Source organism: Flavobacterium sp., from assembly GCF_043720215.1.
GTDB lineage: Bacteria > Bacteroidota > Bacteroidia > Flavobacteriales > Flavobacteriaceae > Flavobacterium.
The window spans coordinates 15,229-30,221 of record NZ_JAYSSZ010000151.1 but is presented as its reverse complement, the minus strand read 5'-3'; the positions used below and the strand labels follow the sequence as shown (position 1 = coordinate 30,221).

The following is a 14,993-nucleotide window of genomic DNA, read 5'->3' as shown; positions in this document are numbered from 1 at the left end:
AGACATACTGTAGTCTTTTTGAGTACGCTTTACATAGCGAGGTTCCTGGGTGTTTTCCATAACGATGAATTTATGTATCGCCATTTTAGGACAAGACACATTTATAATAAAAAAAGCAATTTCAGTTATATTGAAATTGTTTTTTTTATTTTTTAACGTTCACAGGCTTTACTTCTATTAATAAAGCGTTGATATTTTTGGTTTATCATTGGTATCAAAGAAAGATACAAAACAAACTTTAAATTAAGCCCAAAATCCGCAATAGTATGAACCTGTGTTATAGATTACTTTGCTTCTCATTCTAAGGTGTGTCGACATTTTTTATTTTAAAAATTAAGGATGCAACGATGCTAATTATCAAAATTATAATTATAACCAGCAATGCAATTAGTATAGGTAATTTATAAAAATCCATTATCAACATTTTCAATCCAACAAACATTAGTATCAATGCAAGTCCTACAGATAAAAATCTGAACTTATCTATCATTCCGGCAAGAGCAAAATACAAAGAGCGCAAGCCAAGTATGGCAAATACATTTGATGTATATACAATAAACTGGTCTTGAGTAATAGCTAAGATTGCAGGTATACTGTCCACCGCAAAAATTAAATCCGTAGTTTCAACCACCACTAATACTAAAAATAATGGCGTGGCATAGCGTTTTTTGTTTAGTTTTACGAAAAATTTACCACCATGTAATTCATGGGTCATTGGTATTATGCGTCTGAATAGTTTTATTACAGGATTTTTTTCGGGTTCAATTTTTTTCTCTTTTTGCACCAGCATTTTATATCCTGTGAAAATAAGTATTGCTCCAAAAATATAAATCATCCAATGAAATTTTTCGAGCAATGCAATTCCTGCAAAAATAAAAATAGCTCTCATTATCAATGCTCCGATGATTCCCCAAAATAAAATTTTATGCTGATGAATCGAGGGAGTTTTGAAATAAGAAAAAATCAAAACAATCACAAAAATATTATCAACGCTCAATGATTTTTCAATCACATAACCAGTAAAAAATTCCAATGCTTTTGCCTCACCTTGCCAATAATAAAGAAGAACATTAAAACACAATGCCAGTGCAATCCATACACCAGACCAAATCATTGCTTCTTTGATTTTTATTACATGCGCCTTACGGTTAAATAGTCCCAAATCTAATGCAAGCATTAGGATTACAAAAACATTAAAGCAAACCCAAAACCTCCAATCTGTTTGCATATTGATATTTTTTTAATTAGTTTATCCGTTGGCAGTCACACGCTATCGATTACTACTAATCAAGGTTGCCGCTAACTAATATCTAATGGACGAATTCCTATTTCAAATAATTCTCAAAGATTGCATCAAACAAACTCACAAAACCATTTTTGATAGTTCCTCCAACATTAATAAGCATCACACGATGAATCTTAGTGATAACCCATTTGTCTTTAATATCTTGAAAATTCGTGGCGTGTAATTCAGTTGTGTTTTTAAAATTATATTTAGTCAATAAGTTTTGCCATTGTTTGTCAGAATCATCTATGTTTATTGCTAAAAAATCCCAATTTGGATATTTTAATTTCAATTCTGTTGCTCTCTGATGTGCTAATTCTAGATGAGATTTTGCTTCAGAAGTCCAAAAGAAAACAACTGTATTTTTTGTAAATAAATTGTTTATCGAAACAAGTTTGCCATTGGCATCGACTAAATCAATAGTTGGTAATAATTTATTAGGAGATAAATGCTGAATTGATTCTTCGATTTTCTTGATTTCTTTTTGTTTATCTTTATCAGTTGATAATTTAAAGTATTTATCAAGGAAGGCTTTATTATTCATCATATTCTGATCCTCCAGCAAATACATAAAAGCAATATTATTTAAAATAGAATTTTTTATTTTAACATTTGTAAATAATGAATCGGCAACATGCAATTTTTTAATATTATTTTCTAATGATTTCTCATCATTGTCTTTGCAAGTTACATTATTTAACATCGAAGTTAAATAACGAACAAACGGAGAAAAACTAGTTAATTTCTCGTTATTAAAATCAATTTTTTTTCTAAAGTCGTAATAATTGTTTGGTAAAAACTTACAGATTTTTTCATTTGTACGACGTTCGTGTACAAAGGGATACATTTCTTTTTTAGCAAAATAATGCATGTCTAACATGGCTTTTGCATATAAATCGAAATCTTCGTCCCAACCCACTTCCGTTTGTCTTCTTAAATAGAATGACTTGCACGCATTGTAATTTTTATCAGTAGCTTTTGAGAAAGTTTTGAAATCTTTGTCATATAAATCAAACGATGCGTTTTTATCCTCTTCATTTTTTAAGAAAAGCTCAATTAAGAAGTTGTTTTTTTCGTCACCACGACCACAAAATGTAAGAGAATTATCAAACTCGTTCGTATTTAAACGAATCATTAAACTATCATTCTTTTCAAAGTAAATTTGTTGGTATTCAGGCTCGTGCTTAAAAGTGTACATGCCAGGCTCAAGAGTTTCGTATGTTTTTAGAAACCTATTTTTAGCATCCAACTCGATAGTATCGATAACCTCATTGTCTTTACATAAGTAGACAAATTTCGAGTTAGGATTTATTATTTCTCCACCAAAATAGGCTTTAGAACCTTCTTCTTTTGTTTCTTGCTTACAAGAACATAAAAGTGTAATAGAAGTAATAGGAAGTAAAAAGAGTATTTTTTTAAAATAGGCAATCATTGAGTTGTATTTATGATAAACAAATATATTTTTATAATTGATATAATCCTGTTAATAGACAGTTAAATTAAACTTAGAGATATTGTAAAATATTACCCTCAAAACTCCACTATTTTTGTTACTTTTGCAACACTTTTATAAAAAATATATCAATGTTAACAATTTCAAATTTATCAGTACAATTTGGTAAGCGAATTTTATTCGACGAAGTAAATACAACCTTTACACAAGGTAATTGCTACGGAATTATTGGAGCAAACGGTGCTGGAAAATCAACCTTTCTTAAAATAATTGCTGGAGAAATAGATCCAACATCGGGTCGTGTTATTCTAGAGCCAGGAAAACGTATGTCTGTTCTAAACCAGAATCACAATATGTTTGATGATAAAACGGTGTTAGAAACAGTAATGATGGGAAATAAAACGTTGTTTGATGTAAAAAGTCAAATGGACGAATTATACCTTAATTATACTGATGAGAATGCTGACAAAATAGGAGAGTTGCAAGTTCGTTTCGAAGAAATGAATGGTTGGAATGCAGAATCTGATGCGGGTGCAATGCTTTCAAATCTTGGGATTTCTGCCGATTATCAGTACACATTAATGGGCGATATGGAAGGGAAGCTAAAATTGCGTGTGCTTTTAGCTCAAGCTTTATTTGGTAATCCTGACGTTTTGATTATGGATGAGCCGACCAATGACTTGGATTTTGAAACCATAGGTTGGTTAGAAAATTTCTTAGCAAATTACGAAAATACAGTTTTAGTAGTTTCTCACGACAGACACTTTTTAGATTCAGTTTGTACACACGTTTCCGATATCGATTACAGTAAAATAAACCATTATTCAGGAAACTATACTTTCTGGTATGAATCGTCTCAGTTAGCAGCAAAACAAAGAGCACAACAAAATAAGAAAGCCGAAGAAAAGAAACAAGAATTAGAAGAATTTATCCGTCGTTTTAGTGCCAATGTTGCTAAATCTAAGCAAGCGACTTCTCGTAAAAAAATGATCGATAAATTAAATTTATCCGATATAAAACCATCATCACGTCGCTATCCAGCCATTATTTTTGATACCGAACGCGAGGCTGGAGATCAGATTTTGAATGTTGAAAACTTAAGTGCTTCGATAGATGGAGAAGTTTTATTCAAAAATGTAGATTTGAATATGGCAAAAGGAGATAAAGTGGTTATTTTTTCGAAAGACTCTCGTGCTACTTCTGCTTTTTACGAAATATTAAACGGAAATATGACTGCCGATTCTGGTACTTTCGATTGGGGAATTACAACCAATCAGTCGTATTTGCCTGCAGACAATCATAGTTTTTTCGAAAACGATTTGACACTTGTAGACTGGTTGCGCCAATGGGCAAAAACCGAAGAAGAACGTGACGAAGTTTATGTGCGTGGTTTCCTTGGAAAAATGATTTTCTCAGGAGAAGAAGCCTTAAAAACGGGTCGTGTTTTGTCTGGAGGAGAAAAAGTGCGTTGCATGCTATCTCGTATGATGATGATGCGTGCCAATGTATTGATGCTCGATGAACCTACAAATCACTTGGATTTGGAGTCAATTACAGCGTTTAACAATTCGTTAAAAAACTTTAAAGGTTCTATATTATTTACCACACATGACCACGAATTTGCACAAACTGTTGCTAATCGTGTGTTAGAAATTACACCAAAAGGAGTGATAGACCGTTATACCACTTTTGATGAATATCTGGAAGATGAAAAAATTCAGGAATTAAGAAAGAAAATGTATGCATAAAATAATAAAAACTCCAGTTAAATATGGAGTTTTTAATTTAAAGTAGGTATTTGTTAAAGTAGGAGTAAAATTCTTATAATTTGTTCTTGGAAAACCAATTTAATATTTTTATTATGTATAAACTACTTCATTTCTATGCGATTCAACAAAAGTATTTATAAAAATGATTGCTGTTTTATCATCAATTTTTGACATGTTTTTTCTTGTAATATTTTCAAAACCCTGTAATTTTTGAATTTCTTTATAATCGGTGCTACTGAATGCCATCGACCAATCAGGAAATACTAATTTATCTATAGTATTATTATACACCGTGATAATTGACTTATGTCTTTTGTCAATTTTAATTAATTCAAAAAGATTTTGGACTATCTCTTTTTCACCTTCAAATATTTGTAAAAAATCTCCATCAATATACAATAATATCCCAGTAACATTAATCTTTTCATTATTTGATTTTGCTTTTATCCAAAGCTGTTTCAACTCATCAATAGATAAATTATCTGCCGCCGTGCTTAAATATATAATTCTATGTAATGACATTTTATTGAATTAGTGATTTTTCCTTCATATTTTTGAAAATAGATTTGGGAGTAAACATGCTAAAATATTGATCATTTTTTTAAAAAAAAAGCAATAATCAGCACATGATTAGAACTCTATTTGCAATAGATATTTGCTTTGCTCGATTGAAATGACTTATAAAGTCCAATGATTTCATCTAATTTTCTTGATTGGGTGTTTCTTTGTATCCAGATCAGTTGATTCATCGATTTACCTTTCATATATAATAGAAATGCATTTTGATTTGACTTTCTTAAATTAATTTTTTTGATTTTATTTTTAGAAAGTGTTAGTGCGCTATTTTCGGCATAGGCTTCTCTATAGATAATATTTTTGGCATGTTCTAATCCTTCAATTTTCATGAAATTCTCTAGGTTTAAATTAGCTTGAACCATTTTAGAACTTGTAATTTCTTCTCCTATGTGGATGTGGTTTCCATTGGATTCTTCAAAAAAGATAAATTTTTCACAACGTAAAGTGTTTTCGTATTCTTGACCAACCACCAATAAAAGAGGCCTACCCAAAGGAGTTATAATATCACCAAAATAGTATTCAATAATTTCTTCTTTCATGGCAAAATTTTAGGTAATTAAAGAATAAAATTACTACTAAATACTATCAATTGATTACGGTTTTTCCTCACATATTGTTAAAATTGATTATTATCAAACTGCCTACGCAAATGGATTTTAAAGGATTGTAAATATTTTTTTGATTTTTTAGAAAAGGCATCGTCAGTTGTAAAACTTACTATTCCAAATTTGAGAATTAAAGTTTTTGCCTTTCCAAAAACTATAGTATAGAAAAATGGCACAATAGCTTTTGAAAACAAAAAGGAAAGAGATGAATTTTACCATAGTAATATTAGTAGATCCAAATTTTGAGGTAGGAAGTATTAGTGTAGTCAATGCACTTATAGCTATAATTGTAACGATGGCATTTGACATGCTTTTCAACGGTAATACCATTATTTTTCGCAATGGACTCATATCATTACCCCATTTATGAATGAGATAGTAATAATCATTACCCATTGGCACAAATAATAACGGGTCGTCAGCATTCTTTAGTTTAAACAGCTTGGACGGTGCCATAATTTTAAAGCCGTCAAGTTTGGTTTGATGTACTTTTTCTAATTTTTTTACTTTTGTAATAGCCTCTGCGGGTATGTCATTTTTAAATAAACTACTATCTAGAAATCTCAATCGATAGTCAATACAAATTAATTTTATACTGCTTGCATGAAAAATCTTGTTGGTTTCTAACAAATCAAAATTGAAATGATTTGAACTTACTGTCGTTTTATTTTCAATTCTTGTTATAATATCTTCCCGTGCCATAGTATCTGACTGCCAGATACTTTTTACTTCTTCAATAATGTTAGATTCTTTAACTATTTTACGTTGAAGAGCAACTAACTCTTTTTCAATATTTATATTTTCAAGTATCATATCACAATTTTTTATGACATAAAATTAAGAATAAAATGACTGTGATTGACTGTCCTTTCCAAGTTTAACTTTTGTTGATGCGATTTTTTTATCTTAAAGTTGCACTTAGTTCAGTTTCGAAGTTTTGAATTAACTTGCCAACGACTTTGTCGATTTGCATATCAGTTAATGTTTTAGTATTGTCCTGTAAAATAAAACTTAAGGCATACGATTTTTTGCCTTTTGGTAGTTTATCACCTTGGTATACATCAAATAGATTAACCTCTTTTAATAAAGACTTTTCGGTTCTTCTAGCCAATTCAAATACTTGCTGAAATGAAATACTCTGATCTAGTAAAAGGGATAAATCTCTTCTTACTTCAGGGTATTTTGGGATTTCAGTATATTTAATGTTATTTGAAATTTGCTTAATAATCGCATTCCAATTAAAATCGGCAAAGAATACTTCTTGTTTAATATCAAAATGTTTTAATATCGATTTTTTTACAGTTCCAAACTCAACCAAAGTAGAGTTTCCCATTTCGTAAACCATTCCTTCTGCAAAAACATCAGTATTTAATGGTGATGCTATGATTTTTGACAATCCAAGTCTTTCTAAAATCGCCAATACATAGCCTTTAAACAAAAAGAAATCGGAAGGTTTTTGTGGATTTGTCCAACTTTCCGAAGTTTTATCTCCTGTCATAAACAAAGTCAAATGGTTATTTTCCTGATTTCCTGACAATAATTTATGGTATGTTTTTCCGAATTCAAACAATCTTAAATCGTTGTTTCTTCGGTTTATATTAAACGAAATTGCTTCTAATCCCGAAAACAATAAGGACTGTCTCATTGCTGATAAATCGTTGCTTAATGGATTGATAATAAGTACGTTATTAGTCTCATTCAAACTTTCGCTTAATGCAATATAATTAGGCGTTGTAAGCGAATTTGCCATAATTTCATTAAATCCGTTACCAACTAATAAATTGGCAATTATATTCTGGATTTTGTAATCTTCTGTTCTGGAAGAATGCGAAATGGTAGCATTTAGTTTTTGAGTAAAATCGATATTGTTATAACCATAAACTCTCAGAATTTCTTCAATAACATCAATTTCACGAGTTACATCGACACGATAAGCAGGAATTACTAGCCCCAGCGCTACTTTAGAAATACTATTTACTTTAATGTCTAACGAGGCTAATATATTTTTGACAGTGTCGTCTGGAATTTCTTGACCAATTATTTTGCTTACTTTTTCAAGATTTAACATCACTTGATGATCTTCAATTTTCTTTGGATAAATATCTACAATATCTGATGTAATTTCTCCACCAGAAACTTCGCAAATTAAAATTGCAGCACGTTTTAGCGCATATTCCGTAATATTGGGATCAATTCCTCTTTCGAAACGAAAAGAAGCATCGGTATTTATTGCATGACGTTTGGCTGTTTTTCTAACAGAAACAGCATTAAAATAAGCACTTTCTAAAAATATAGACGTTGTGTTTTCTGAAACTCCAGAGTTTTTTCCGCCAAGGACACCTGCAATGCAAAGCGGTCCTTTTTCGTCACAAATCATAATATCTTCATTGCTCAAAGAACGCTCTACATCATCTAATGTTATAAATTTCGTCCCTTCTTCACAATTTTGGACACTAATTTTTCCGTGAATTTTTGCAGCATCAAATGCGTTAAGTGGTTGTCCTAATTCGTGTAAAACATAATTAGTAACATCGACAACATTATTTTTTGGTGTAATTCCGATAGCTTTTAATCTATTTTGAAGCCAATCTGGTGATGTTCCGATTTTTATATCCGAAATAGTCACACCGCAATAACGAGGAACCAATTTATTATCATCGACTTGTACATCAATTTTTAAGATTCTTTTTTCAATTTTAAAATTTGAAACTGATGGTGTAATTAGCTCTATATTGGTTCCATTTTGTAGCATTCCAGCTTTTAGATCTCTTGCTGTTCCCCAGTGGGACATAGCATCTGCACGGTTTGGTGTTAATCCAATTTCAAAAACTTCATCATTTTCAATATTAAAAACGGTTTCAGCAGCAGTTCCTGGTTTTAGATTTTCATCAAGAATCATAATGCCTTCGTGACTATCTCCAAGACCTAATTCGTCTTCCGCACAAATCATTCCATGACTTTCTTCTCCACGAATTTTCCCCTTTTTTATCTCGAATGATTTTCCCTCTTTGTCGTATAAAATGGTCCCAATTGTAGCAACAGGAACTTTTTGTCCAGCGGCTACATTGCTGGCACCACAAACAATTTGAATTGGATTATTATCTCCTAAATCGACGGTAGTGATTTTAAGTTTATCTGCATTTGGGTGTTGAATACAAGTAAGTACGTGACCTACAACGATTCCTTCTAATCCACCTTTTATAGATTGGTATTTTTCGATTCCTTCAACCTCAAGACCTAAATCAGTAAGCATTGAAGCTGTTTTTTCAGAATCCCAATCTGTTTTTATAAATTGTTTTAACCAGTTATATGAAATTTTCATGTGTAGTAATTAATGAGGCGCAAATATAAGTATTGTAATTCGTAGTATAAAAAAAAGTTTTCCTTTTTTGAAATAGAATAATTTTACCTTGTATATAAAAAAATAAAACCTCGAATTCTCTTTAAATTCGAGGTTTTATTAATTTAAAAAGTATGATTTAGAAAGGACTAGACCATTTAGAATCTACATATACATTAGTTCCGGAAAGTGTTTTAATAAAAGCTATTGTTGCATTTACTTCAGTTGCTGTTACATTTAGTTGTTGTCCGAATCCATTAGGCATTAATCTAGTATCAAGATTAGTATTTCCCGTTGCAATATTTATATTACCATAATGTCCTATTACGGTTTGTAAACTTGTAAAAACACCTGTATGCATCATAGGTCCATTTGTAGTGCCGTCAATTTTTACAATATCTCTTAAAGATGGCGCACGAGTATTTGTAATATCTATTCCAATACCACTAATATTACCAATTATACCATTGTTTCTAGTATTTGGATCAATATCAAATTCAGGAGCAGCATGGCAACCGGCACATCCAAATCCTCCAGAGGTTCTATTTCCAGTAGCATCGAAAACAGGAGGTGTTAAAAATAAATTTTTACCTTGATTTTCTTGTGCTGTAAAATTAGTAAATGGTTGCGCATCGCTTGCTGCTAAAGTTCTTCCTATATCATATTTAGAATCAAACGATTGAATACTTCTTATAAATTGAGCAAGAGCAGTTTGTATTCTAACTTCAGTAACTTGCTCATCGCCATAAACAAATTTAAATAGTTTTTTATAGTAACCAATAGCACCTAGTTTTACAGTCAAATCGGTTATAGATTGATCTCCATTTGTACCACTAAAACCCATTTCAGCATGATTCTGAATAGGTTGTGTGGTTTGTATTTCGAGTGTTGCAGCTCGTTCGTCCCAGAAAAATTTTCTTTCAACAGCAAATCGAGTATTGATGAGTCGCATGGAATGTCTTCCAGTTGCTCCGTTAACTCCTGTGCTAGTAACACTTATATCACTAAAAGCGTCAGCTTGCTTGTGACAACTTGCACAAGAAATTGTATTGTTTGAGGATAAATTTTTATCATAAAACAAAACACGTCCTAATGTTGCTCCTTTGTTGGTTATAGGATTTCCTGCTGTGTTATCTTTTGTAATATAACCTGGAATAGCTTGATTCGCATAATTTGCTAAACTATTTAAGTTAACAGAACTTCCAAAAGTGGCTTCGACATTAGTATACGATTCAATAATTGGAATATAGACGTCTTCATTTTCACTTTTGCTACATGATGATAACACTATAAATGTTGAAGTCAAGAATAAAAGGTCTTTTACTTTCATGGGTCAATGGTTTTTGGTTAATTTTATTATAAGACTTTAGAAATATTAAAAAGTTTAATTAAAAAAATGTATTTTTTTTCAAAAAGTATTTATTATATATTTGACACATCAAATAAAAGAATAAAACCAACAATAAAATGAAATTACTAGAAGGAAAAGTAGCCATTATCACAGGTGCAAGCCGTGGAATAGGAAGTGGAATTGCTAAAGTATTTGCACAACACGGTGCAAATGTAGCTTTTACATATAGTTCGTCTGTTGAATCTGCGATGGCTTTAGAAACAGAATTAAACGCTCTTGGTGTTAAAGCAAAAGGATATCAGTCTAATGCTGCCGATTTTAATGAAGCGCAAGCCTTTGTAGATGCAGTAATCGCTGAGTTTGGTACAGCAGATATATTAATAAACAACGCAGGAATTACTAAAGATAATTTGCTAATGCGTATGTCTGAAGAAGATTTTGATAAAGTTATTGATGTCAATTTGAAGTCTGTTTTTAATATGACAAAAGCCATTCAAAAAACATTTTTGAAACAACGTTCAGGTTCTATTATCAATATGAGTAGTGTAGTAGGAGTAAAGGGTAATGCTGGTCAGACTAATTACGCAGCTTCAAAAGCCGGAGTTATTGGTTTTACAAAATCGGTTGCATTAGAGTTGGGTTCTCGTAACATTCGTTGCAATGCAATTGCTCCAGGATTTATAGAAACTGAAATGACTGCTAAACTAAACGAAGATGTAGTACAAGGTTGGAGAGAAAGTATTCCGTTGCGTCGTGGTGGAACTCCTGAGGATGTTGCCAATGCTTGTGTTTTCTTAGCTTGCGACATGAGTGCTTACGTAACCGGACAAGTTTTGAATGTTGATGGAGGAATGCTTACTTAATGATGAATTATAAATTTTGAATTATGAATTGAAAATATTTTTATCATTTAAAATTTAAAATTCAACATTCAAAATAATAACATATGACCACAACTACAATTCTACTCATACTACTTTCTTTAGTACTTGCTGGAGGATTGTCGTTTTATCAATATTTTTATAAAAATAAAAACTACAACAAAGTCAATATTTTATTGGCTTTGTTGCGTTTTATAACTATTTTTTCGATTCTTTTATTATTGATTAATCCAATCATATCAAGAAAAACTTACGAAACTAGTAAAACACCTTTGCCAATAGTTGTAGATAATTCTCAATCAATTTCAGAATTAAAACAAGAGAATGTATCTAAAGAAATCTCTCAAAAATTATCCGAAAATAGTCAATTGAAAGACAAATATGATGTTCAGTTGTTTAGTTTTGATGATGATTTTTATTCAGGAAAAGCATTAGATTTTAAAGGAAAACAATCTAATATTCATAAAGTTGCTCAAAATTTGAAGGAATTATATCGCAATCAAAATTTTCCTATTGTATTACTATCAGACGGAAATCAAACTATTGGTAGCGATTATGTATATTCATTTCCGCAGAATAATCAGATTTATCCGTTGATTTTAGGAGATACAACAAGTTTTTTAGATTTAAAAATTAATCAGTTGAATGTAAATAAATATGCATTCTTGAAAAATAAATATCCTGTTGAAGTTTTTCTCCAATACAACGGAAACAAAGCAATAAATACCACTTTTAGTATTCAGCAAGAAAATAATACCATTCACAAACAAACTGTTTCGTTTTCTGCTAATAAAAAATCGCAAGAAATTTCAGTTTTATTAAACGCTGATAGAGTAGGAGTTCATACTTATAAAGCTATTATTTCTACTTCTGAAGCAGAGAAAAACAAATACAATAATGTTACCAATTTTGCTGTTGAAGTAATAGATCAACGATCGGAAATTGCTCTAATTTCATCAATAAATCATCCTGATTTAGGTGCTGTAAAAAGAGCTATAGAGTCTAATGTGCAACGTAAAGTAACATTGCTTAAACCACAACAAATTAAATCATTACAAGATTATACTATTTTAATTTTGTATCAGCCTAATGCAGAATTTAAATCTGTTTTAGAACAAAATAAAAGTCTACAATTAAACTCTTTTGTGATTACAGGTTTAAGTACAGATTATGCAATTTTGAATCAATATCAAAACCAATTGGAGTTTAGAATGTCTGGACAGAAAGAAGATTTTACAGCTGAATTTAATCCTCAATTTAATTCGTTTGCAATAGATAATATTGGTTTTGAACAGTTTCCACCTTTAGAAAATTCGTTTGGAAATATAGATATTAAAGGAAATGTAAATACTTTATTGCAATCGCAAATTAGAAATATTAAAACTGAAAATCCATTACTTACTTTCGCTGAAAATGGAATAAAACGAAATGCCTATCTTTTCGGAGAAAATATATGGAAATGGCGTGTAGAAAGTCATGTAAAGACTAAATCTTTCGAACATTTTGATGTTTTTATGGATAAAATCATTCAGTTTTTAGCTTCTAATGCTTCAAAAAAATCACTGATTGTAAATCACGAAAGTTTTTATAATTCTGGAGAAAATATCGAGATTTCTGCTCAATATTTTAATAAAAATTATGAATTTGAAGAAAATGCACAACTTACCATTCAATTAAAAAACAAGAAGACAAACGTTACTAAAATATATGATTTCTTAAAAGGAAATGGAGAATATAAAGTAAATCTAGAAGATTTAGATGCAGGAAATTATAGTTTTACTGTCAAAGAAAATAACTCGAAAGCCTCGTATTCAAGTAATTTTGAAGTTTTAGATTTCGAAATTGAAAAACAGTTTGTTAATCCTGATGTTTCCCGTTTATCTCAATTGGCAATAAATACAAACGGGAAAATATTTTACCCAACTCAAGTAGATAAATTAATTACCGAATTACTTAAAAAAGAAAGTTTTCCAGCTGTTCAGAAAGAAATAGTTAAAAAATCTCCTTTAATAGATTCAATTTGGTTGCTTATTCTTTTAGCAATTACGCTTGCTACAGAATGGTTTGTTAGAAAATACAACGGAATGTTGTGATTTTTTTCTATATTTAAATAAAAAAATATGAACGACGCACATTTACATCTGTTAGTAAACCATTTTCCAATTATTGGAACAATTTTTGGGTTAGGAATCTTGATTGCAGGTATAATTTTAAAGAATAATTCTGCAAAAAACATTGCTTATTTTTTATTTATAATTGCAGCTATTTTTGCAGCATTGAGTATGGGAACAGGAGAAGGAGCTGAAGAAATAGCAGAAAAACTTCCTGGAGTAACAGATCAGGTTATTCATGAACACGAAGAATTAGCAGAAAAATTTGCTATAGTTTTGTATATTTTAGGCATAGTATCTCTTGCAGGATTATATTTAAATCTTAAAAATCATGCAAAAGCAAATCTATTATCCTATTTAGCAGTTGTAATTTCTGTTGTAGGAGTTTTTTTAGCACAACAAGTAGGTACTTCTGGTGGAGAAGTTCGTCATACTGAAATTAGAGCTAATGCTACACAAACTTCAACAAATACTGAAGCTGAAGGAGAAGATAAAGATTAAACAAATCATAAATTAGTAAGAATTATAAAAAATAATTTGGTTTCTATTTTTATTTGAGCATATATTTGCAACATATTAAAAAAACAAAAATGTTTCTAAATCAATTACATCATCATCATTTTCATATTTGCTCTCAGGCGAAGTGTTAATGGTATGCGTGTAAATCACTATATTCTAAAACCCGTTTGAGTACATCAAACGGGTTTTTTATTTACTCCAAACTGTACTCATTCTTAATATTTAATCAAAACAAAAAAAATGAGTACTTTAAAAATTGCAATTCAAAAATCAGGTCGCCTCAACGAGGATAGCTTAAAAATCTTAAAAGATTGTGGCATTTCAATCGACAATGGAAACGACCAACTTAAAGCATCTGCCTCCAATTTTCCGCTAGAGGTATTATTTCTACGAAACTCAGATATTCCTCAATATTTAATAGATGGTGTTGTAGATATTGCTATTGTTGGGGATAATATTTTAGTCGAAAAAGGAGGAAATATCAAAATTGCCGAAAAATTAGGATTTTCAAAATGCCGAGTTTCTGTAGCAGTTCCTAAATCTTTTAATTTCAAGTCATTAGATGATTTAAAAAAGATGCGAATTGCAACTTCTTATCCCAATACAACTTTAAATTATTTTAAAAATAACTATATAAAAGTCGAATTGCACGAAATATCGGGTTCAGTCGAAATTGCTCCAAACATTGGTCTCGCAGATGCAATTGTTGATATTGTTTCTAGCGGAAGTACTCTTTTTAAAAATAATTTGAAAGAAGTTGCTGTCATCATGAAAAGTGAAGCTGTTCTCGCTGTTTCACCACTAATTACCCTTGAAAAACAAGAAATATTAGACAAATTAAGATTCAGAATTCAATCGGTACTTAGAGCTAGAAAAGCAAAGTATATCTTGATGAACGTACCAAACGAAAAAATACAGGCTATAACAGAGATTTTACCTGTTCTAAAAAGCCCAACAGTGGTGCCTTTAAGCGAAGTAGGTTGGTGTAGTGTACAATCTGTCATCGACGAAGATCAATTTTGGGAAGTAATCGATAAATTGAAAGCCGCTGGCGCCGAGGGTATTCTTGTTTGTCCAATTGAAAAAATGGTTATTTAATACTG

Annotated in this window: 12 protein-coding genes; 5 read left to right on the top strand and 7 right to left on the bottom strand. The window is 30.6% G+C overall.

Going from position 1 to position 14,993, the window contains the following annotated elements:
• Nucleotides 1–301 precede the first annotated feature (301 nt).
• Both ACHZC3_RS07140 and ACHZC3_RS07135 read right to left on the bottom strand, forming a co-directional pair.
• Nucleotides 302–1,228, bottom strand: coding sequence for a TerC family protein (locus ACHZC3_RS07140; RefSeq protein ID WP_394759178.1), 927 nt, complete (start codon nt 1,226–1,228; stop codon nt 302–304).
• 97 nt (nt 1,229–1,325) lie between these two features.
• Nucleotides 1,326–2,717, bottom strand: a complete 1,392-nt coding sequence (locus ACHZC3_RS07135; RefSeq protein ID WP_394759177.1) for a TlpA family protein disulfide reductase — start codon at nt 2,715–2,717, stop codon at nt 1,326–1,328.
• A gap of 152 nt (nt 2,718–2,869) precedes the next feature.
• Between ACHZC3_RS07135 and ACHZC3_RS07130 the strand changes: the two genes are divergently transcribed.
• A complete protein-coding gene (locus ACHZC3_RS07130; RefSeq protein WP_394759176.1) occupies nt 2,870–4,486 on the top strand; it encodes an ABC-F family ATP-binding cassette domain-containing protein in 1,617 nt (538 codons plus the stop codon).
• A gap of 111 nt (nt 4,487–4,597) precedes the next feature.
• On the opposite strand, the gene ACHZC3_RS07125 is transcribed toward ACHZC3_RS07130, so the two are convergent.
• The 5 genes from ACHZC3_RS07125 to ACHZC3_RS07105 form a co-directional block, all read right to left on the bottom strand.
• Nucleotides 4,598–5,029, bottom strand: a complete 432-nt coding sequence (locus ACHZC3_RS07125; protein WP_394759175.1) for a BLUF domain-containing protein — start codon at nt 5,027–5,029, stop codon at nt 4,598–4,600.
• A 116-nt stretch (nt 5,030–5,145) separates the two neighbouring features.
• Complete coding sequence (locus ACHZC3_RS07120) at nt 5,146–5,622, bottom strand: hypothetical protein (RefSeq protein WP_394759174.1); 477 nt, start codon at nt 5,620–5,622, stop codon at nt 5,146–5,148.
• 162 nt (nt 5,623–5,784) lie between these two features.
• On the bottom strand, nt 5,785–6,501 hold the full coding sequence (locus ACHZC3_RS07115) for a hypothetical protein (RefSeq protein ID WP_394759173.1): 717 nt from the start codon (nt 6,499–6,501) through the stop codon (nt 5,785–5,787).
• Between the two features lie 88 nt (nt 6,502–6,589).
• The gene (gene pheT / locus ACHZC3_RS07110) at nt 6,590–9,010 is read right to left on the bottom strand and encodes a phenylalanine--tRNA ligase subunit beta (RefSeq protein WP_394759172.1); all 2,421 of its coding nucleotides are present in this window, start codon (nt 9,008–9,010) and stop codon (nt 6,590–6,592) included.
• A gap of 157 nt (nt 9,011–9,167) precedes the next feature.
• A complete protein-coding gene (locus tag ACHZC3_RS07105) occupies nt 9,168–10,358 on the bottom strand; it encodes a cytochrome-c peroxidase (protein ID WP_394759171.1) in 1,191 nt (396 codons plus the stop codon).
• Between the two features lie 137 nt (nt 10,359–10,495).
• Here ACHZC3_RS07105 and fabG point away from each other — a divergent pair, with 137 nt between their 5' ends.
• The 4 genes from fabG (at nt 10,496) to hisG (ending at nt 14,988) form a co-directional block, all read left to right on the top strand.
• Nucleotides 10,496–11,242, top strand: coding sequence for a 3-oxoacyl-[acyl-carrier-protein] reductase (gene fabG, locus ACHZC3_RS07100; RefSeq protein WP_394759170.1), 747 nt, complete (start codon nt 10,496–10,498; stop codon nt 11,240–11,242).
• An 83-nt stretch (nt 11,243–11,325) separates the two neighbouring features.
• Complete coding sequence (locus ACHZC3_RS07095) at nt 11,326–13,353, top strand: hypothetical protein (protein WP_394759169.1); 2,028 nt, start codon at nt 11,326–11,328, stop codon at nt 13,351–13,353.
• Nucleotides 13,354–13,380: 27 nt separating this feature from the next.
• Entirely contained in the window at nt 13,381–13,872 is a 492-nt protein-coding gene (locus ACHZC3_RS07090; protein WP_394759168.1) for a hypothetical protein, read from the top strand.
• A gap of 258 nt (nt 13,873–14,130) precedes the next feature.
• Nucleotides 14,131–14,988, top strand: coding sequence for an ATP phosphoribosyltransferase (hisG, locus tag ACHZC3_RS07085; RefSeq protein ID WP_394759167.1), 858 nt, complete (start codon nt 14,131–14,133; stop codon nt 14,986–14,988).
• Nucleotides 14,989–14,993: the final 5 nt, after the last annotated feature.